Origin of the sequence: Paracoccus saliphilus (assembly GCF_028553805.1) — a bacterium.
Taxonomy (GTDB): Bacteria; Pseudomonadota; Alphaproteobacteria; order Rhodobacterales; family Rhodobacteraceae; genus Paracoccus; species Paracoccus saliphilus.
Map to the genome: position 1 here is coordinate 458,299 of NZ_CP067140.1, position 18,512 is coordinate 476,810.

The window sequence follows — 18,512 nt, forward strand, 5'->3', positions numbered from 1 at the left end:
TGTCAGCGACCTGTCACGCATTCCCGCCATTGCTGCGCCGACCACTTGGCAGGAGCGGGAATGCGGATCGAGGCGCAACAGATCACCCGGATATTCGGCACCACGCGGGCCGTGGATTCCGTCAGCTTCACCATAGATCGACCAATGATGATCGGTGTCATCGGCAGTTCCGGGGCGGGGAAATCCACCCTGCTGCGAATGATCAACCGGCTGACCGATGCCAGCGAAGGCAGCCTCGTGATCGATGGACGCGATATTCTGACCTTGCGCGGACGTGAGAAGCGGTCCTGGCAGGCCGATTGCGCGATGATTTTCCAGCAGTTCAACCTGGTGCCACGGCTCGATGTCGTCAGCAACGTGTTGCATGGACTGCTGAACAAGCGCGGGCTGGCCTCGACCTTGCTGAATATCTGGTCGCCTGTTGATATCGACCGCGCCGTGTCGATCCTTGACCGGTTGGGCATCGCCGAACAGGCCACCAAGCGCGCCGTGGCCCTGTCAGGCGGGCAGCAACAGCGCGTGGCGATTGCCCGGGCGCTGATGCAGGACCCCAAGATCATCCTGGCCGATGAGCCGATCGCCAGTCTCGATCCGATGAATGCGCAGATCGTCATGGACAGTTTGCGCCGCATTCACGACGAGGATGGCCGGACCGTCATCGCCAACCTGCACACGCTGGATACTGCGCGGCGCTATTGCGACCGGGTGATCGGGATGCGCAAGGGCCGGATCGTCTTTGACGGCACCCCCGCTCAGCTGACTACCGGCGCCGCCCGCGACATCTATGGCGCCGGGGCCGAGTTCAGCGAAGGCACCACCTCGACCGCCATCGATGTGCCTGCCCCCGCCGACAAGGAATATGCCGAGCGGCTGCTGGCGGACTGACTTTCAACACATGGAGAGACACATGACACGCTGCCTGACCCTTCTGGCCCTGACCACGGCGCTGGCCACGCCGCATCTGGCCGCCGCGCAGGAAATTTCCGAGTTCAATATCGGTGTTCTCGGCGGAGAAAATGCGCAGGAGCGCATGACCAATAACGAATGCCTGCGTGTCGCAACCGAGGAAGCACTGGGCGTGCCGGTCAAGCTGTTCACCCCGGCCGATTATGACGGTGTGATCCAGGGACTTCTGGGCGGTTCGCTGGACGCGGCGATCCTTGGCGCTTCGGGCTATGCCAAGGTCTATCTGACCGATCCCGAAGCGGTCGAGCCGATACTGGTCAAGACCAATCTGGACGGTGCCTCGACCTATCATTCCATCGGTTTTGCCCGCAAGGACAGCGGCATTGCATCAATGGACGACATGAAGGACAAGGTTCTCGGTTTCGGTGACCCGAATTCGACCTCGGGCTATCTGATTCCGTCGGTAGAGATGCCGGATGCCGGCTATTCGGTCGAACCGGGCGAGTATTTCGCCGAAATCAAGTTCACCGGCGGACATGAACAGACCATTGTTGCGGTCAGCAATGGCGATATCGATGCCGGCGTGACCTGGGCCGACGGACTCGGCGATTGGGAAGACGGCTATAACTCGGGTGCGCTGCGCAAGGCTGTCGACTCGGGTATCGTGGACATGAACGAATTGGTCGAGATCTGGAAATCCGACCCGATCCCAGAAGGTCCGATGGTTGTGCGCAAGGCGCTGCCGCAAGAGGTCAAGGACGAGTTCACCGCATTGCTGGCCGGTATGATCGACACCGATCCGGAATGCGCCTATGGCGTCGCAAGCGGCGAAACCGCCGGATTCGATCCGGTCACGCATGACGCCTACAAGACCATCATCAAGATCCGCGAGCGCGAGCAGGGCAAGGATAGCTGATCGCTTCACCGGTTGGCGCGGAGCGAGACGCTTCGCGCCTTTTTCCATTCGATGAAGGCTCCCGGATGACATCCACTGACAGTACTGCCGCCATCGCCGCTGCCTATCGCGGGCAATTATCGCGCCGCCGCAGCTATGGTGCCCTGCTCTGGGCGATTTTCGCCCTGCTGATGATTTCGGGTTTCCGTCTTGCCGACAGTCGCAACGCCGGAGGGTTCTGGGAAGGACTGTCGCAGGTCTTCGATTTTCCCTCGGAACTGATCGCCGAGGCGGCAAGCAAGGCGGGCAATCTGCCCAGTCTGATCTGGTCGGCCCTGCCCGCATTGGTCGAGACTTTGAACATCGCTGCCGTCGCAACCCTGATGGGGGCTATCGGGGGCGGGATCATGGCGCTTCTGTCCACGCGGGGATTGGCACCATGGCCGCGGCTTGTGCCGTTGTTCAGGCGGCTGCTGGATATCGCCCGCGCGGTACCAGAGCTGGTGATCGCGCTGGTGCTGATTTTCATTCTTGGCGGCGGCCCGGTTCCCGCCGCCTTGGCCATCGGGTTCCATACCGTGGGCGCCTTGGGCAAGCTGTTCTCGGAAGTGGCGGAAAACGCCAGCCTTCAGCCGGTCGAAGGATTGGAATCCGTCGGTGCAAGCTGGCTGCAACGGGTCTGGTTCGGCATCATCCCGCAGGTCGCCCCGAACTGGGCCAGTTATGCCATGCTGCGCTTCGAGATCAACATCCGTGCCAGCGCCATCCTCGGTTTCGTCGGGGCAGGCGGCATCGGCTATGAGTTGCGCAACGCCATAAGCTGGGGGCAGGGCCGTTATGACGCGGCGGCGGCCATCTTCATCCTGCTCTTCGCGACCATCGTGTTCTTCGATCAGCTGACATCGATGGCGCGCGAGCATCTGGTGCGCGGGCAAGAGCGTGGCGAAGCCGGAGGACGGATATGATGGCGGTTCTGGAGGCCCATCCCGCGCATCGGCTGATCGGGCGCAAGAGATTGTTCTCGCTGGCGGTGCCTGCTGTGGTGCTGGCATATCTGCTTTATGTGGCGGTCGCCTTTGACATTGCCGGGCTGGCCGGGCGCGCGCGGTGGGACAATGGCGCGGCGCTGTTGCAGGATTTCTGGTCCTACAAGATCCATGTCACCCGGAACAATCGCACCGATGGCGGTATAGAGGCCTCAGTCGAGGGGATGCGAAACGCGACCTTTTCCGCTGATGACGAGCCCGACTGGATAACCGTTCGCCCCGATGGCGGACGCGAGATTGCATTGCCGCGGGACAACTCCGTCACCTTCGCCGGGGATGGTCTGGTCACCTTGACCACCTCCGAAGCAAGCTATGACATTCGGCCTGTCTCCGACGGGATTGAGACCGATATTCCCAACCCACCCGAAGGCTTCAGCATCTCGGACAAGCGTTTCAGTGCAGATCTGCCGGGGGGAGCGCGGCTGACCGTCACCCGTTCCCGCAGCGAGGTGTTTCGCCGTCAGCCCGGATGGGAACTGTTCTTCTTCGATCTCTCCAGCCCATTCCACGGCAGATCCCTTACCGAACTGGTGGGCCTGGCGGTCAGTGGTGAAAGGCTGGACCCGGAGCGCTCGAACATAGCGGGGATGGCGCGGGATTTCTGGCGCAACAGCATCTGGCATCATGGCGATGTCGCATGGGCGATCTTTGAAACGATCCTGATGGCCTTTCTGGGCACATTCGGGGCGGGCCTGATTTCCCTGCCGCTGGCCTTCATGGCCGCGTCGAATTTCGCACCCATGCGGATCGTGCGGCAGGCTTTCCGGCGGTTTTTCGACTTTCTGCGCGGAGTCGATGCACTGATCTGGACGATTATTCTGTCGCGCGCCTTCGGACCCGGACCGCTGACCGGCAGCCTTGCCATGCTGCTAACCGAGACCGGCACATTCGGCAAGCTGTTTTCCGAGGCGCTTGAGAATATTGATGAAAAGCCTGTCGAAGGGCTGCGTTCGACCGGGGCTGGTCCCCTGCCGCGCATCCGATGGGCGGTCATCCCACAGATCGCTCCGGTGATCCTGTCGCAACTACTCTATTACCTGGAGTCCAATACCCGCAGCGCCACGATCATCGGCGCCATCACCGGAGGCGGGATCGGGTTGCTCCTGATGCAGGCGATGCAGACCCAGAAGGATTGGGAGCACGTGACCTATTACATCGTGCTGATCGTACTGATGGTGATCCTTATGGATTGGCTGTCCGGTCGTATCCGGGCGCGGTTGATCCGGGGCTGAACATGCCGAAACTTTCACCGGATGCACCGCTTCTCCATGAGGACACCGAAATCGTCAACTCGCAATTCGGCCGCTATTGCGAGGTCGGTGCGGGGGCGCGGGTGCTGCATTCGGAATTCGGGGATTACAGCTATTGCGACCGGCTGTCGGACATCGCGAATACCAGCATCGGGAAATTCGCCAATATCGCGGCGATGACGCGTATCGGGCCGACCGATCACCCGATGACCACGGCCAGCCTGCATCATTTCCTCTACCGGTCGGAATATTACTGGGACGATGCTGAAGCCGATCCCGATTTCTTTGCCGCCCGTGCCTCTCGACGCACGGTGATCGGCCATGACACATGGATCGGCCACGGAGCCATCATCAAGCCCGAAGTCACCATCGGCAACGGCGCCATCGTCGCGGCAGGGGCGGTGGTGACCAGGGATGTCCCGGACTGGATGATCGTCGTCGGCTGCCCGGCGCGCGAATTGCGGCCCCGTTTTGCCCCCGGGATCGGCGCAAGGTTGGCACGCCTTGGCTGGTGGGATTGGGATCACGACCGCCTGCGCCGGGCATTGCCCGATTTCCGTCAATTGCCGGTCGAGGTGTTTCTCGACCGCTATGAAATGTCGTGAGGCAGGGTCAGCGTCACCCGCTCGGCTGCCCACCATGTCAGACCATGCTCGACCGGTCGCCCCTGCGATTCGCTGATTGCTTCAGTTCGCAGCAAGGGCTCACCCGGATCGATCTGCAGTTTCACGGCCTGCGTCGCATCTGCGATCCTGGCGGTCACACGGGTCGAGATGCGCCGATAATCGTCGATTCCGCATGCCGACAGTGCCGCCGTGACCGATTTCCTCTCGCGCAGCGCGGCGGGCAGGTCCGGCAACCAGTCGGCGGGGAACACCGTGCGGAACAGTGCAACCGGCCTGAAGTCCACCATCGAGACCCCTTCGGCCACATGCACCTTGTCGCCGGTCGACAGCCCGAGGGCAGAGGCCTCGGCCGCATCCGAAGGACGTGTCATAACCGCGTCCAGAACCCGGCCGGGCACTTTTCCCGCCAACTCGATATTGCGATGAAAACGCACCCGGTCTCCCAGTGGGTAATCGACCGGGCTTGCCGCCACGAAAACCCCCGCGCCGCGCCGCGAATAGAGCAGACCCTCATCCGCCAGCACCTTCGTCGCGTGACGCAAGGTATGGCGGTTCACGCCGAACCGCGCCGCAAGCTCTGCCTCTGCGGGCAGTTTTGTTCCCGGTGGCCATAATCCGCGGGCGATTTCGGCCCGCAGATTGTCGGCGATGCTTTGCCACAGGCTCATTCCGTCACCAAAAATTCATGTTTTCCGGATTGTCGCGCGGTCCGCGATCAGCTACTAGATGTCTAGTTGTATAGGACATGAGGCAAGACATGTCACGCCCTGAAACCACCCCCGATCCGGTCCGCAAGGAGGTGCTTGGCCTGCTGGCCCGCGCCCCGTCCGAGCGGTTGGCGCAGTTGCTCCCCGAATTGCCCGAGCATGATCTGCTTCGCGCGCCCGAAATCGGCGCCGTCATGGTCCGCGGGCGCGCGGGGGGAACCGGTGCGCCGTTCAATCTCGGCGAAAAGACCGTCACCCGCGCCAGTATCCGACTGCCCTCGGGCGAGGTCGGGCATGGCTATGTGCAGGGCCGCGACAAAGGCCACGCGCTGCGGGCGGCACTGATTGACGCAATGACACAACAGGACACCGCAGGGATCGAGGCACGAATACTCGCTCCGTTACGTGATGAGGAGGCTGCCCGGCGCAAGGCCATTGCCACGGAAGCCGCCGCGACCCGCGTCGAATTCTTCACTCTGGTTCGGGGAGAGGACGAATGACCGCGCAGAATCTATCAGGCGGGTTCAGAGACGCGGCGCGCGATGGCGCCCATGCTTTCCGCGCCATCCTGAGCGTCATGGCTCGTCCAGGCACGATCTCTACTCTAGGGGCTGTCTCTGGTCCGGCGCCGATATCGCCTGCTGCCGCGACGGTTCTGTTGACGCTTTGCGACCGGACGACGCCGCTGCATCTGGCCGGGGCACATGACAGCCCGGTGCTTCGGGACTGGATCGCGTTTCATTGCGCCTCGCCCCTGGTTGCGGCCGAGGATGCCGCCTTCGCGCTTGGCGAATGGGCGGCGCTGCGGCCGATCGACCGCTTCGGCATCGGTACGCCGGAATATCCCGACCGTGCTGCGACGCTGATCGTGGACGGTCATGATTTTGATGCGGCGCCGTCCCGTTTGACTGGTCCCGGCATCCGCGACACCGCCACGCTGGCATTGCCGGAGCCGCAGGCCTTCGCCGCCAATCACGCGCTGTTTCCACTGGGGTGGGACGCGATTCTGACCTCTGACCAGCGCATTGCCGCCCTGCCAAGATCCACGGAGATTCGCTGATGTATGTCGCCGTCAAAGGAGGCGAGCGCGCCATCGACGCCGCCCATGCCTGGCTGGACCGCAGCCGTCGCGGCCCCGCCGACCAGCCTGTCCTGGACACCGCGCAGATCCGTGACCAGATGAGCCTTGCCGTCACGCGAGTGATGGCCGAAGGATCGCTCTACGATCCCGATCTTGCCGCGCTGGCGATCAAGCAGGCCTGCGGCGATCTCATCGAGGCGGTTTTCCTGATCCGCGCCTATCGCACCACCCTGCCGCGTTTCGGTGCGTCAAACCCGATAGACACAGCGGAAATGAGGGTCAAACGCCGCGTTTCGGCCACTTTCAAGGACGCTCCGGGTGGGCAGATCCTCGGCCCGACCTTCGACTATACACACCGGCTGCTGGATTTCCGGTTGATGGCGGATGGGGAGTTGCCGACGGAACCGCCGGCGGCAAGCGGGGAAGCCGAACCCGCCGCAACCCCGCATGTGCTGTCCTTTTTGAATCGCGATGGTTTGATCGAGGATGCGGCACCTGACGAAACCTTGCCCGCCGACCTCACCCGCGAGCCGATGGAACTGCCCGCTGACCGTGCCCTCCGCCTGCAGGCACTCGCCCGCGGCGACGAGGGGTTTCTGCTCGGCCTCGCCTATTCGACGCAGCGGGGCTATGCCCGCAACCATGCCTTCGTGGGAGAGTTGCGCATCGGCATGGTCGCGGTCGAGATGGATATCCCCGAACTGGGCCTTTCCATCGAGATCGGCGAGATAGAGGTGACCGAATGCGAGACGGTGAACCAGTTCAAGGGCTCGCGCACGGAGCCAGCGCAGTTCACCCGCGGCTATGGCCTCACCTTCGGTCAGACCGAACGCAAGGCGCTGGCCATGGCGCTGGTGGACCGGGCGCTGAGATGGGAGGAACTGGGCGAAGAGGATCAGGGCGCTCCGGCGCAGGACCAGGAATTCGTGCTGTCGCATTGCGACAATATCCAGGCGACGGGTTTCCTCGAACATATCAAGCTGCCGCATTACGTCGATTTTCAGGCTGAACTGGAACTGGTGCGCCGTCTTCGCGCGGGTCTGACCGATCAGGAAGAGGACGCCGCATGACCGACCGAGCCTACAACTTCGCCTATCTCGACGAGGATACCAAGCGGATGATCCGCCGCGCCATCCTCAAGGGCATCGCCGTGCCGGGCTATCAGGTGCCATTCGCCAGTCGCGAAATGCCGATGCCCTATGGTTGGGGCACCGGCGGTGTGCAGGTCACGGCGGCGGTGCTGACGCCCGAGGATGTGCTGAAGGTCATCGACCAAGGCGCCGATGACACGACCAATGCCGTCAGCATCCGCAAGTTCTTTCAGCGAACCGCCGGGGTGGCGACCACCGAGCGCACACCTGACGCCACGATGATCCAGACGCGCCACCGCATCCCGGAAACGCCGCTGGCCGAGGATCAAATCCTTGTCTATCAGGTGCCGATCCCCGAACCCATGCGCTTTCTTGAGCCAAGGGAGACAGAGACCCGGCGGATTCATGCCCTGGCCGATTACGGGCTGATGCAAGTGAGGCTTTACGAGGATATCGCCCGGCACGGGGAAATCGCCACCTCCTATGCCTATCCGGTCGAGGTTGCGGGCCGTTATGTCATGGATCCGTCTCCGATCCCGAAATTCGACAATCCCAAGCTGGATGACTGCCCCGCGATCCAGCTTTTCGGCGCGGGCCGGGAACAGCGCATCTATGCGCTGCCGCCCTACACAAGCGTCCGGAGTTTGGATTTCGAGGATTATCCTTTCACAGCCTCGAAAGCCGATCATGACTGCGCGATCTGCGGATCGACCTCCAGCTATCTGGACGAGGTGATCACCGACGATGCGGGCGGGCGGATGTTCGTTTGCTCGGATACCGATTATTGCGCTCAGAATGCGAAAGGAGGTGCGTGATGGCACTGCTGGATGCCTCCGGCGGGGATATTTTTCGTGAAGAAGAAGTTCATGCTTCTTCTTTGCCCAAATACCTAGATCCCGACAGCTCCCTGTTGAGCGTGCGCTCGGTGACAAAGCGATACGGCGCGCGGATCGGCTGCGACGATATCAGTTTCGACCTGTGGCCGGGCGAAGTGCTGGGCGTTGTCGGCGAGAGCGGGTCGGGGAAATCGACGCTGCTGGGTTGTCTTTCGGGGCAGCTTCTTCCGGATGCGGGCGAGGTTCTGTTCGACACGCGGGATCATGGTTTGGTTGACACCTTGCGGATGAGCGAGTCTCAGCGCCGCCACCTGGCACGGACTGATTGGGCCTTCGTTCACCAGAACCCAAGGGACGGGTTGCGCATGGGGGTCAGTGCCGGCGGGAATGTCGGCGAGCGGATGATGGCGACGGGGGCGCGGCATTACGGGCGCATTCGCGAGGCTGCCTCTGACTGGTTGAGGCGGGTGGAGATTGACGTCACCCGCATCGACGACCGCCCGCGGCAATTCTCGGGCGGGATGCAGCAGCGGCTGCAGATCGCGCGCAACCTGGTCAGCGGGCCGCGGCTGGCCTTCATGGACGAACCGACCGGAGGGCTGGATGTCAGCGTTCAGGCGCGCCTGCTGGACCTGCTGCGCGGGCTGGTCCGTGATATGGGATTGTCAGCGGTGCTGGTTACGCATGATCTGGCGGTGGTACGCCTGCTGGCGGATAGGCTGATCGTGATGAAGGACGGCCGGGTGGTGGAGACCGGCCTGACCGACCAGGTTCTGGACGATCCGCAGCACGGCTATACTCAGCTGCTGGTCTCATCCGTATTGCAGGTGTGACAATGATCGAAGTGCAGAATGTAGCCAAGGAGTTCACCCTCCATAATCAAGGCAGCACCGTGTTGCGGGTGATGGAGGGGGCCTCGCTGACCGTGGCAAAGGGCGAATGCGTGGCACTGACCGGGGCCTCGGGCGCGGGAAAATCCACCCTGATGCGGATGATCTGGGGCAATTACCGTACCGATCACGGCATGATCAGGGTGGGCGATGCCGAGATATCGGGGGCGGAGCCGCGCCGGATCATCGCGCTGCGCCGTTCGACGCTTGGCTATGTCAGCCAGTTCCTGCGGGTCGTCCCCCGTGTCCCGACCCTGCGTGTCGTGGCCGAACCCTTGCTGGCGCTCGGGGTCGCAGAGGATGAGGCTGAGGCGCGGGCAGCGGAACTACTGTCGCGCCTGAATATCGGCGAGAACCTGTGGGGGCTGTCGCCGACGACCTTCTCGGGTGGTGAGCAGCAGAGGGTGAATATCGCCCGTGGTTTCATTCATCCTTACCCGGCGCTTTTGCTGGACGAGCCGACAGCCAGCCTTGATACCGCCAACCGCGAAACCGTCATGAGGCTGATCGAGGAGGCGAAGATGCGCGGTGCCGCGATCCTTGGCATCTTCCACGACGAGGCTGCGCGCGAGCGTCTGTGCGACCGGCAGGTCGATGTCGGGGGCTTCATTCCGGGGCGGGTGGCATGACCGCCCGGGTTGTGGCGGTGGTTGGGCCGTCGGGGGCGGGCAAGGACACGCTGATGATCCGCGCGGCCGAACGGCGACCGGATCTGCGGCTTGTACGCCGTGTCATCACCCGCCCGGCTGAATCGGGGGGTGAGGATTTTGACGGAGTTTCATCAGCAGAGTTCGAGCGGATGCAGGGCGAGGGCCGTTTCGCACTGGACTGGCAGGCTCATGGATTGAGTTATGGTGTTCCGCATATCGCGGAAGACGGGCTTTGGCTCGTGAACCTGTCGCGGGGGGTTCTGGCCCGCGCGGCCAAAGTCTTTCCCGGTCTATCGGTCATCCATATCGGTGCCGCACCCGAGGTGCTCGCCACGCGTCTTGCCGGTCGCGGTCGCGAAGGGGCCGAACAGATCCGGTCGCGCATCAAGCGTGAAGCGGGGTTCCATCCGGGCGATCTGCCTGTCACATATATCGATAACTCCGGTGATCTCGAGGACGCGACCGCAGCCTTTATCGCCGCGCTGGACGAGGTGCTGATTCCATGATCCTGGCCAATGCTGAACTGATCCTGCCCGACCGCGTCATGCGCGGGGCAATCCATGTCGAGAACGGGATCATCGCCGGTATAACCGAGGGTGGCGCGGTCTCCGTGGGTGCGGCGGATTGCGAGGGCGCGCATATCGCGCCGGGGCTGGTCGAGTTGCATACCGATAATCTCGAGCGCCATATCCAGCCGCGCCCCGGTGTTTTCTGGCCGCATTCCGCGGCGATCTTCGCGCATGACGGCGAGTTGGCCTCTGCCGGGATCACCACGGTGCTGGATGCCGTCCGCGTGGGGTCGATCCCACAGGACGGTGCGGGCTACACGAAATATGCCCGCCCCCTGGTCAGCGAGATCAACGCGCTCAGCGCTGCAGGCCGCACGCGGATCAGCCATTGGATTCATCTGCGGTCCGAGGTTTGCAGCGAAACCCTGCTGGATGAACTGGCCGAGTTCGGCCCCGATGACCGGGTGCGGCTGGTCAGCCTGATGGATCATACGCCCGGCCAGCGGCAATTCCGTGATCTGACGAAACTGGCACAATATGTGCAGGGCAAGAAGGGGCTCAGCGATGCGGAATTTGCCGAGCATGTCGCGCGGCTGCGGGCCCTTCGTGACAGATATGGCGAGGCGCATGAGGCCGGTGCCGTTGCGGCGGCGGCAAGGATAGGCGCTACGCTCGCCAGCCATGACGATACGACGGCTGAACAGGTCGCGGCCAGCGCTGGCTATGGCATCCAGCTGGCCGAATTCCCGACGACCGAAGAGGCCGCCCGTGCCTGCCGTGATCATGGGATTGCCGTGATGATGGGCGGGCCGAACCTGATCCGTGGCGGCTCGCATTCCGGCAATGTCGCGGCAGAGGATTTGGCGGGCATTGGCCTGCTGGATATCCTGTCCTCGGATTATATCCCCTCCAGCCTGCTGCTGGGTGCCTGCCATCTGGCGCGTTTCTGGCAGGATTTGCCGCGCGCCTTCGCGACCGTCACCGATGCTCCGGCGCGGGCGACCGGGCTGACCGACCGGGGCAGGATCGAGCCGGGCCTGCGCGCCGACCTGATCCGGCTGACCGACCTGGACCGGACCGCACGGTTGACCGGCGTTTGGGTCAAGGGGGTGCAGCTCGGCTGATCGCGCTGCGGATCACCGCGCCTGTGGAAAATCGTTCCAGTTTTCGGATGTGATCCAGTCACAGAAGCTTGCGACGATGCCGATCCTGCGATGGGCGCGAGGCAGGATCAGGTAAAAACCCGGGATATCCGTCGCGTCCATATCGATCAGCGCGTTCGTGCCAAGCGGAGCGACCAGCGTTCCGGCCTTCAGATCCTCTTCCGCATCGATGCGGGAAATCAATCCGACCCCGATTCCCGAGATCGTGCCGCGACGCATTGTGGCTGCGTCCTGAAACTGGATTTCGCTTGCGGCATCATGCGGCTCCAACCCCAGATGCCTTAGCACCCGTGCCCATAGATCCTGTGCAAGGATCGGATGCAGCAGCCTGTGACGGGTCAGATCCTCCGGTGTCCTGATATGCTTGGCCAGTTCGGGTGCACAGCAAATGATCTTGGGATCTGAAATCAGCAATGCGGTTTCGAAATCCGTCCACTGACCGAAGCCCCATTGGATTGCCACATCCACCTCGTCGCTCGTGAAATCGGGTAGCTCGATCATGGTTGTCAGCCGAAGATCGGCGCCCGAATGCCTGTCGCGGAAACGCTCCAGCCGTTCGACCAGATAGCGGGTCGCGAAATAGGGACTGACATTGATATTGATGCGATGGCGATGGGCAGAGTTGGTGACCCGCTGGATGCCTTCGGTGAATTCGTCGAACCCGGCCTGCACGAAATGCGACAGCAGGATCGCGCGTTCTGTGGGTTCGACCTTGCGGCCCCTGCGCTCGAACAGGGTAACGTCCAACGTATCCTCCAGAAGCCGGATCTGCTGGCTGACCGCTTGCGGGCTCACCAGAAGCTCTGCCGCTGCCGCCCGGAAATTGCCCTTGCGCATCACTGCCCAAAAGGCGCGCAGCGCGTTTAGCGGTGGCAGGCGAGTCATATCGCGGTCTCGGTCATGGCGGATTCGATCAGATGACGGCCTTTTCAAGGAAGGGACGGTTTTCGACGATACGTTCGAAGCCCAACTCGGACAGGTCGAGCGCGCGGAATTCACCATAGGTGATCAGTTCCGACACGCCACGCCCAGTGGCCGGGGCCTGCTGCAGCCCGTGGCCCGAGAACCCGTTGGCAAAGATGAAATTGGACATTTCGGGATGCGGCCCTACCACCATGTTATGGTCGAGGGTATTGAAGGCGTAATGACCTGCCCATTGGTTGACGACCTTGATCGCCTCGAAGGATTCGGAGCGTGCGGCGAGTGCGGGCCAGATCATCTCTTCGAACAGGTCGTATTGCGGCTCGAAATCGTCCCAATCGACCGCCACATCATCGCGCGGAGGGCAACCGGTCAGAAAGAACCTGCCCTCGGGACGACAATAGGTGCCCGAGATATCGATCATCAGTGGCAGACGCCCGTCGTTGACCCGGGCACTGCCCTCGGGTGAGCGGGCGCAGTCGAAAACGAAGGAGGTGCGCTTGCGTGGTTCGACCGGTATGTCCAGCCCGGCCATTCGCGCCGTCAGTGCCGCCCGCGGGCCCGAGGCGTTGACGATCCAGCCCGCATCGATCTTGCGCCCCGACTTCAGCGTGACCGAATTGGCCCTGCCAGCGTCCGAGGCGATGGCCACCACCTCATCAGTCGCGTATTCCGTACCTTGCACGCGCGCCTTGGCCTTGAAGCCCTGCATCAGCCCGGTGTTGTTGAACCAACCCTCACCCGACCGCCCGTAAGAGGCCAGCAGGATATCGTCCACGCGCAGATGCGGGAAGGCATGGGCCAGTTCATCTGGTGTCCACAAAACGACATCCGCACCGCAGGTCCGCTGAACCTCGTGGTTCTCGCGCAGGGTCCGGGCACCTTCGGGGGTGCTGGCCAGAAACAGATATCCGCCGGGATGGAAATTCAGATCGGGCCGATCGTCCCCGACCGCCATCATCTCGGCGAAACTGCGGATCACTTCCGAGCCGTACTGGCTGATCCTGACATTGATCGGGTTCGAGAATTGCGTGCGGATCGAGGAAGAGGACAAGGATGTCGAGGCGGTCGCATAGGTGGGGTCGCGCTCGACGACCAACACCGAACCGGTGAAATCCGGATTTGCAGTCAGGTAGTAAGCGACGGCCGAGCCGATAACGGCCCCGCCGACAATGACCACGTCATAGCTGTCCTGCATCAGGACCCCTCGTCATCGGGATGACCCAGCTCCACGAACCAACCGCCCAAGTGCCGGGTCGTTGCCGCCTTGGGGTCGAGCGGTTCGGTCTTTTCTTCGACCTGCGCGCGGTAGGGGTCGGCGCTGTCCTGCGGGACATAGCCCAGATGCCCGGCCTTTGAATTGTCGACCGGCTTTTCGCGGTTGTCGGACAGGCCGAAGCTGATGCTGTGACCGACATGTGAGGCGGTCAGGCTGGCACTGACAAGCCGCACGCAATCGTCGTAGCTGAGCCACGACCACAGCATCCGGCGGTCGGCAGGCTCGGGGAAGGATGAGAAGATGCGCAGGCAAGCGGTTTCGATGCCGTATTTGTCCCAGTAAAGGCTGCTCAGCGCCTCGACGAAGCATTTCGACACGCCGTACAGGCTGTCAGGGCGCACCGGCGCTTCGGTATCGATATGCGATTCCAGCTTGTGATAGCCGATGGCGTGGACCGACGACGCATAGACCACGCGCTTGACGCCATGTTTCCGCGCGCCCTCATAAATGTGATAGCTGCCGCGGATGGTGGAATCGAGCACGTCGTTCCAAACCCGCTCGCGCGAGGCGCCGCCGAAATGGACGATGGCATCGACATCGCGTGTGGCCTCGATGGTGGCGGCTTCATCGGACAGGTCGAAGACCAGTCCTTCCTCGTGATCCTGCAGATCGTTGATCGGGGTCCGGTCGGCCAGCCGGATGTGATTGGCCAGCGGTGCCAGTCCCTTGCGCAGCTTACTGCCAAGATCGCCAGCCGCGCCGGTGATCAGGATGCGGTTAAAGGGTTTCGCCATATCTGTTGCCTCTTCTGTTCGAGTTCGATGATCGCCAGCGTAGCAGGACGGGCGATCCGGGTCTCATTTCGGTGCTTTGGTCACATAGCCCTTGCGGATATCCTCTGCCACGGCATCCGGGCTACGCTCGGCAGGATCGCCGAAGCCGCCGCCGCCGGGAAGATCCAACACAAGTCGCTGACCTGCGGGGACGTGCTGCCAGCCCTTGGGGCGAAGCTTGGCGCCATCGTCCAGCGCCACCTCTCCGGACGCGCCGGGTTCTCCGCCATCACGCCCTCGGGGCGGGGCACTGACACGGTCGAACATCGCCGAGAAATCGAATTCGTGACCTTCCTCGGGCGCTATCTCGATCACCTGGCCCAGGCCGCCGCGATATTTGCCCGCGCCGCCGGAATCAGGCCGTAATTCCTTGCGCCAGATGACGATGGGGCCGGTATGCTCGGTCGCCTCTATCGGCATGGTCATGACGCCGGAAGGAAAAGCGGTCGCGGACAGCCCGTCCAGCGTTGGGCGCGCGCCCATTCCGCCCGAGTTGAACAGCAGCACCTCGGCCCGCCGCCCCTCGGTTCCTTCTACGGGACGCGCCGATATATGGATGTTCCACAATGCACCCGCCCCTTCGGCTTGTATCTTGCCTGGCAAAGCCTTGGCCAGCGCGCCCAGAACCACGTCGGGGACCATATGGCCGATGACGTGACGCAACGAGACCGGCGCGGGGCGCTGCGCATTCAGGATGTTGACCGGCGACGAGATCGAGAACGCCGCCAGCGAGGCCGAGTTGTTCGGGATATCGGGCGCCACGACGCATTTGATCGCATAGCAAGCATAGGCCTTGGTATAGATCAGCGGCACATTGATGCCCCACCGGCTGATCCCGGAACTGCCGCTGAAATCGACATGCACGTTGTCGTCGCCGATCGTGACCTGGGCTGCCAGGTTGATCGGGTCGTCATAGCCGTCGGTCAGCATCTCGTTTGACCAGCTTCCCTTGGGCAGCGCCGCGATCCGCTCCATCATGGCGCTATGGGTGCGCGAAAAGATGAACTCTCCCAAGTCGCCAAGATTGGCCAGTCCCACCTCGTCCAGCATCCGGGTTAGGCGCTGATGGCCGACATCGTTGCAGGCCGCGAGCGAATAGAAATCGCCGATAACCTGGTTGGGTTCGCGCACATTGCTCCGCAGGATGCGCAGCAGATCGGCATTCACCTCGCCACGTTCAGCGAATTTCATGATCGGAAGCTGGATACCTTCCTCGTAAACCGATTTGCCATCGGCCCCGAAACCGCGCCCGCCAACATCGACGACATGGGCGGTGCAGGCGAAGAAGCCGATCAGCACACCGTCCCGGAACGACGGAGACACCATGGTGACGTCGTGCAAATGGCCTGTGCCCAACCATGGATCGTTGGTGACATAGGTATCGCCCGGATACATCTGATCGCGCGGGATTTCATGTATAAAGTTCAGCACCGCCTCGGCCATGGTATTCACGTGGCCGGGAGTCCCCGTCACTGCCTGCGCCAGCATCCGGCCCCGCGCGTCGAACACCCCCGCCGACAGGTCCCCTGCCTCGCGCACCGAGGTCGAAAAGGCGGTGCGGATCAGTGTCAGCGCCTGCTCTTCGACAACCGAGATCAGCCGGTTCCACATCACCTGCATGCGAATTTCATCGATCTGGTTCATGCCGCGCCTCCTTTCCGAACAAGAAGAATGGTGCCATCGGCCTGAATGACGGCATCGAACAGCGACGTGACAACGGTCGAGGTTTCGCTTTCGACAATGACTGCGGGACCCGCGATCCGGTCACCTGCTGTCAGGCTGTCACGTTCGAAGATGGCACTTTCCGTCGATGCGCCGATATCGGGGTCGAAAATCTCGCGGCTGGCGGACGCTGCAACGGGTCTGCCATCCTCGGTCAAACTCTCTTTTGTGCTTTCGGGTCGGCTGTCCTGCGCCTTGACCGAAAAAGTCACGAACTCGATCTCGGGGCCATCGACGGCGCGGCCGAAGAATTGGGCGTAGCGTTCGCGGAAGGCCGCCTCGATCATGTCACTGTCATCTGTCTTGAATTGCCGGTCGGGCAGGGGCACCGGGATTTCCCATCCCTGCCCGGCATAGCGCATGAAGGCCACGATCTCGCGATTGATCTGCCCGGAGCCACCCGCGCGGACAAAACTCTCGGCGCTGTCCTTCAATCCGTCGAGCATCGCGTTCAGCGCGCTCGCATCGAAGCGCGACAGTGCCATGACCTGCGATCCGACCGCCTCGTATCCAAAGGGTGCCTTGAGGAATCCGATAGCAGAGCCAACGCCGGCACCATTCGGGATCAGGCAGCGGTCGATGCTCAGCTTTTCGCACAGCCTTGCGGCGTGCAATGGCGCGGCACCGCCAAAGGCGATCATCGTGTTATCCGAGATGTTCCTGCCGTTCTCGACCGCATGAACGCGGGCGGCGTTGGCCATGTTCTCGTCCACAACCTCGCAGATGCCGAAAGCAGCTGCCATGGGCTCCAGTCCCAACCTGTCTCCGACATTGGCAGAGATGGCCTTGCGGGCACTGTCGCCCGACAGCTTGATTTTGCCGCCGGCGAAGTTGTCGGCGTCGATCTTGCCCAGCACCAGGTCGGCATCGGTGATTGCGGGCTTTGTTCCGCCGCGCTGGTAACAGGCGGGCCCGGGTTCCGAACCTGCCGATTCCGGGCCGGTCTGGATGCGTCCCATGTCATCGACCCAGGCAATGGAGCCGCCGCCCGCCCCGATCTCGATCATCTCGATGACCGGGATCGAGATCGGCATTCCCGAGCCCTTGCAGAAGCGGTAGGTCCGCGCGACCTCGAAGGTCCGGGCGGTTTGCGGCTGGTAATCCTGGATAAGGCAGATCTTCGCGGTCGTGCCGCCCATGTCATAGCTGACGACGCGATCCAGCGAAAAGCGCCGGGCGATATCGGCGGCAAAGATCGCCCCGCCCGCCGGTCCGGATTCGACAAGTCTTACCGGGAATTCCACCGCCGTCTCGACCGTGATCAGCCCGCCACCCGAATGGATCATGAAAACCGGGCAGACCGCGCCCATCTCTTTCAGCCGGTCCTGCAAGCGCGACAGGTAGCTGGCCATCTGTGGACGGACATAGGCATTGGCGCAGACGGTGTTGAAACGCTCGAACTCGCGCATCTGCGGTGAGACCTCAGAGGAAATCGAGATCGGCAGGTCCAGCTTGCGCTGCAGGATCTTTCGCGCCCGCTGCTCATGAGCGCCATTCGCGTAGGAATGGATGAAGCCGATGGCGACGGCACCGAAATCCTGCTCGGCGATCCGCTCGGCCAGTTCTGCCAGCGCGGCTTCGTCGAGCGGCTGCAACTCCTTGCCCTGGGCATTGATCCGGCCCTTGACCGGAAAACGATCCTCGCGCGGGATCAGCGGCTTTGGCAGGACAAGGTTCAGGTCATATTGCTCGAAACGGTTCTCGGTGCGCATCTCGATCACGTCGCGGAACCCTTCGGTCGTAATCAGCGCGGTGCGGGCGCCCTGCCGTTGGATCAGCGCATTGGTGGCCAGAGTCGTGCCGTGGATGACAAGATCAATCTGCGACGGCGAGATGCCCGCGTCCTGCGTGACAATCGCGATGCCGTCCAGAATCGCCTGCTCGGGGGCAGTGTAATTGGTCAGCACCTTGGCCGAATAGACCGTGCCGTGCAGATCCAGCACGATGTCGGTGAAAGTGCCGCCGATATCGGCGCCGAGTCGGATGTCTTGACCGGACCTCATATGCTCTCCTTTACAGCAGATGCCGCGTATCTGACGAATGCCGCTTGCATTCGGGCAATCCCGCGTTCCGCAAAGATGTAGCCCGGAACCTGCATGCAAAGGAAACAATAAGTCCAACCGGAAAGACAAGATATTCTTGTCAAAGTTTTCAGCCGAAATAATGG

The 18,512-nt window shown here is 62.5% G+C and carries 19 protein-coding genes; 13 read left to right on the plus strand and 6 right to left on the minus strand.

The features are described from left to right. Positions 1-60 precede the first annotated feature (60 nt). The 5 genes from phnC to JHX88_RS02190 all read left to right on the plus strand — a co-directional run bounded on the left by phnC (position 61) and on the right by JHX88_RS02190 (position 4,702). Complete coding sequence (phnC, locus tag JHX88_RS02170; protein ID WP_076522592.1) at positions 61-885, plus strand: phosphonate ABC transporter ATP-binding protein; 825 nt, start codon at positions 61-63, stop codon at positions 883-885. A gap of 22 nt (positions 886-907) precedes the next feature. After that, on the plus strand, positions 908-1,822 hold the full coding sequence (gene phnD / locus JHX88_RS02175) for a phosphonate ABC transporter substrate-binding protein (RefSeq protein ID WP_076522593.1): 915 nt from the start codon (positions 908-910) through the stop codon (positions 1,820-1,822). Positions 1,823-1,887: 65 nt separating this feature from the next. Continuing rightward, on the plus strand, positions 1,888-2,766 hold the full coding sequence (gene phnE / locus JHX88_RS02180) for a phosphonate ABC transporter, permease protein PhnE (protein WP_076522594.1): 879 nt from the start codon (positions 1,888-1,890) through the stop codon (positions 2,764-2,766). After that, positions 2,763-4,079, plus strand: a complete 1,317-nt coding sequence (gene phnE / locus JHX88_RS02185) for a phosphonate ABC transporter, permease protein PhnE (RefSeq protein ID WP_076522595.1) — start codon at positions 2,763-2,765, stop codon at positions 4,077-4,079. The genes phnE (JHX88_RS02180) and phnE (JHX88_RS02185) overlap by 4 nt, the downstream gene beginning before the upstream one ends. Positions 4,080-4,081: 2 nt before the next feature. Next, positions 4,082-4,702 carry an LbetaH domain-containing protein gene (locus JHX88_RS02190; protein ID WP_076522596.1) on the plus strand — a complete coding sequence of 207 codons (621 nt, stop codon included), beginning with the start codon at positions 4,082-4,084 and terminating at the stop codon, positions 4,700-4,702. Here the strand turns inward: JHX88_RS02190 and phnF are convergent. Next, entirely contained in the window at positions 4,687-5,391 is a 705-nt protein-coding gene (gene phnF / locus JHX88_RS02195) for a phosphonate metabolism transcriptional regulator PhnF (RefSeq protein WP_076522597.1), read from the minus strand. The genes JHX88_RS02190 and phnF overlap by 16 nt on opposite strands. An 89-nt stretch (positions 5,392-5,480) precedes the next feature. Between phnF and phnG the strand changes: the two genes are divergently transcribed. The 8 genes from phnG to JHX88_RS02235 are packed head-to-tail and all read left to right on the plus strand — an operon-like array spanning position 5,481 to position 11,611. Next, complete coding sequence (gene phnG, locus JHX88_RS02200; RefSeq protein WP_076522598.1) at positions 5,481-5,930, plus strand: phosphonate C-P lyase system protein PhnG; 450 nt, start codon at positions 5,481-5,483, stop codon at positions 5,928-5,930. Next, the gene (gene phnH / locus JHX88_RS02205; RefSeq protein WP_076522599.1) at positions 5,927-6,490 is read left to right on the plus strand and encodes a phosphonate C-P lyase system protein PhnH; all 564 of its coding nucleotides are present in this window, start codon (positions 5,927-5,929) and stop codon (positions 6,488-6,490) included. The genes phnG and phnH overlap by 4 nt, the downstream gene beginning before the upstream one ends. Continuing rightward, positions 6,490-7,581, plus strand: a complete 1,092-nt coding sequence (locus tag JHX88_RS02210; RefSeq protein ID WP_076522600.1) for a carbon-phosphorus lyase complex subunit — start codon at positions 6,490-6,492, stop codon at positions 7,579-7,581. The genes phnH and JHX88_RS02210 overlap by 1 nt, the downstream gene beginning before the upstream one ends. Beyond that, positions 7,578-8,417: an alpha-D-ribose 1-methylphosphonate 5-phosphate C-P-lyase PhnJ gene (locus JHX88_RS02215; protein WP_076522601.1), complete on the plus strand. Its 840-nt coding sequence runs from the start codon at positions 7,578-7,580 to the stop codon at positions 8,415-8,417. Before JHX88_RS02210 ends, JHX88_RS02215 begins: the two co-directional genes overlap by 4 nt. Further along, positions 8,417-9,271, plus strand: coding sequence for a phosphonate C-P lyase system protein PhnK (gene phnK, locus JHX88_RS02220; RefSeq protein WP_084202737.1), 855 nt, complete (start codon positions 8,417-8,419; stop codon positions 9,269-9,271). The genes JHX88_RS02215 and phnK overlap by 1 nt, the downstream gene beginning before the upstream one ends. A gap of 2 nt (positions 9,272-9,273) precedes the next feature. Continuing rightward, entirely contained in the window at positions 9,274-9,957 is a 684-nt protein-coding gene (gene phnL / locus JHX88_RS02225) for a phosphonate C-P lyase system protein PhnL (RefSeq protein ID WP_076522602.1), read from the plus strand. Next, positions 9,954-10,484 (plus strand): phosphonate metabolism protein/1,5-bisphosphokinase (PRPP-forming) PhnN, encoded by a 531-nt coding sequence (gene phnN, locus JHX88_RS02230; RefSeq protein ID WP_076522603.1) that lies wholly within the window; start codon positions 9,954-9,956, stop codon positions 10,482-10,484. The genes phnL and phnN overlap by 4 nt, the downstream gene beginning before the upstream one ends. Next, positions 10,481-11,611, plus strand: a complete 1,131-nt coding sequence (locus JHX88_RS02235) for an alpha-D-ribose 1-methylphosphonate 5-triphosphate diphosphatase (RefSeq protein ID WP_076522604.1) — start codon at positions 10,481-10,483, stop codon at positions 11,609-11,611. The genes phnN and JHX88_RS02235 overlap by 4 nt, the downstream gene beginning before the upstream one ends. Positions 11,612-11,623: 12 nt before the next feature. Here JHX88_RS02235 and JHX88_RS02240 read toward each other — a convergent pair whose 3' ends face one another. From JHX88_RS02240 to JHX88_RS02260, 5 genes are all read right to left on the minus strand, one after another. Next, on the minus strand, positions 11,624-12,535 hold the full coding sequence (locus tag JHX88_RS02240; protein ID WP_076522605.1) for a LysR substrate-binding domain-containing protein: 912 nt from the start codon (positions 12,533-12,535) through the stop codon (positions 11,624-11,626). 28 nt (positions 12,536-12,563) lie between these two features. After that, positions 12,564-13,769 carry an NAD(P)/FAD-dependent oxidoreductase gene (locus tag JHX88_RS02245; RefSeq protein ID WP_076522606.1) on the minus strand — a complete coding sequence of 402 codons (1,206 nt, stop codon included), beginning with the start codon at positions 13,767-13,769 and terminating at the stop codon, positions 12,564-12,566. After that, positions 13,769-14,584 (minus strand): NAD-dependent epimerase/dehydratase family protein, encoded by an 816-nt coding sequence (locus JHX88_RS02250; RefSeq protein ID WP_076522607.1) that lies wholly within the window; start codon positions 14,582-14,584, stop codon positions 13,769-13,771. Before JHX88_RS02250 ends, JHX88_RS02245 begins: the two co-directional genes overlap by 1 nt. 63 nt (positions 14,585-14,647) lie before the next feature. Beyond that, entirely contained in the window at positions 14,648-16,267 is a 1,620-nt protein-coding gene (locus tag JHX88_RS02255; RefSeq protein WP_076522608.1) for a hydantoinase B/oxoprolinase family protein, read from the minus strand. Then, on the minus strand, positions 16,264-18,348 hold the full coding sequence (locus tag JHX88_RS02260; RefSeq protein WP_076522609.1) for a hydantoinase/oxoprolinase family protein: 2,085 nt from the start codon (positions 18,346-18,348) through the stop codon (positions 16,264-16,266). The genes JHX88_RS02255 and JHX88_RS02260 overlap by 4 nt, the downstream gene beginning before the upstream one ends. Positions 18,349-18,512: the final 164 nt, after the last annotated feature.

Bases quoted from the DNA above. Each gene is read 5' to 3' on its own strand.
- JHX88_RS02210 (WP_076522600.1), top strand. From the start codon at position 6,490: ATGTATGTCGCCGTCAAAGGAGGCGAGCGCGCCATCGACGCCGCCCAT.
- JHX88_RS02190 (WP_076522596.1), top strand. From the start codon at position 4,082: ATGCCGAAACTTTCACCGGATGCACCGCTTCTCCATGAGGACACCGAA.
- JHX88_RS02255 (WP_076522608.1), bottom strand. From the start codon at position 16,267: ATGAACCAGATCGATGAAATTCGCATGCAGGTGATGTGGAACCGGCTG.
- phnN (WP_076522603.1), top strand. From the start codon at position 9,954: ATGACCGCCCGGGTTGTGGCGGTGGTTGGGCCGTCGGGGGCGGGCAAG.
- JHX88_RS02260 (WP_076522609.1), bottom strand. From the start codon at position 18,348: ATGAGGTCCGGTCAAGACATCCGACTCGGCGCCGATATCGGCGGCACT.
- phnC (WP_076522592.1), top strand. From the start codon at position 61: ATGCGGATCGAGGCGCAACAGATCACCCGGATATTCGGCACCACGCGG.
- phnD (WP_076522593.1), top strand. From the start codon at position 908: ATGACACGCTGCCTGACCCTTCTGGCCCTGACCACGGCGCTGGCCACG.
- JHX88_RS02240 (WP_076522605.1), bottom strand. From the start codon at position 12,535: ATGACTCGCCTGCCACCGCTAAACGCGCTGCGCGCCTTTTGGGCAGTG.
- phnH (WP_076522599.1), top strand. From the start codon at position 5,927: ATGACCGCGCAGAATCTATCAGGCGGGTTCAGAGACGCGGCGCGCGAT.
- phnL (WP_076522602.1), top strand. From the start codon at position 9,274: ATGATCGAAGTGCAGAATGTAGCCAAGGAGTTCACCCTCCATAATCAA.
- phnE (WP_076522594.1), top strand. From the start codon at position 1,888: ATGACATCCACTGACAGTACTGCCGCCATCGCCGCTGCCTATCGCGGG.
- phnG (WP_076522598.1), top strand. From the start codon at position 5,481: ATGTCACGCCCTGAAACCACCCCCGATCCGGTCCGCAAGGAGGTGCTT.
- JHX88_RS02215 (WP_076522601.1), top strand. From the start codon at position 7,578: ATGACCGACCGAGCCTACAACTTCGCCTATCTCGACGAGGATACCAAG.
- phnF (WP_076522597.1), bottom strand. From the start codon at position 5,391: ATGAGCCTGTGGCAAAGCATCGCCGACAATCTGCGGGCCGAAATCGCC.
- JHX88_RS02245 (WP_076522606.1), bottom strand. From the start codon at position 13,769: ATGCAGGACAGCTATGACGTGGTCATTGTCGGCGGGGCCGTTATCGGC.
- JHX88_RS02235 (WP_076522604.1), top strand. From the start codon at position 10,481: ATGATCCTGGCCAATGCTGAACTGATCCTGCCCGACCGCGTCATGCGC.
- JHX88_RS02250 (WP_076522607.1), bottom strand. From the start codon at position 14,584: ATGGCGAAACCCTTTAACCGCATCCTGATCACCGGCGCGGCTGGCGAT.
- phnE (WP_076522595.1), top strand. From the start codon at position 2,763: ATGATGGCGGTTCTGGAGGCCCATCCCGCGCATCGGCTGATCGGGCGC.
- phnK (WP_084202737.1), top strand. From the start codon at position 8,417: ATGGCACTGCTGGATGCCTCCGGCGGGGATATTTTTCGTGAAGAAGAA.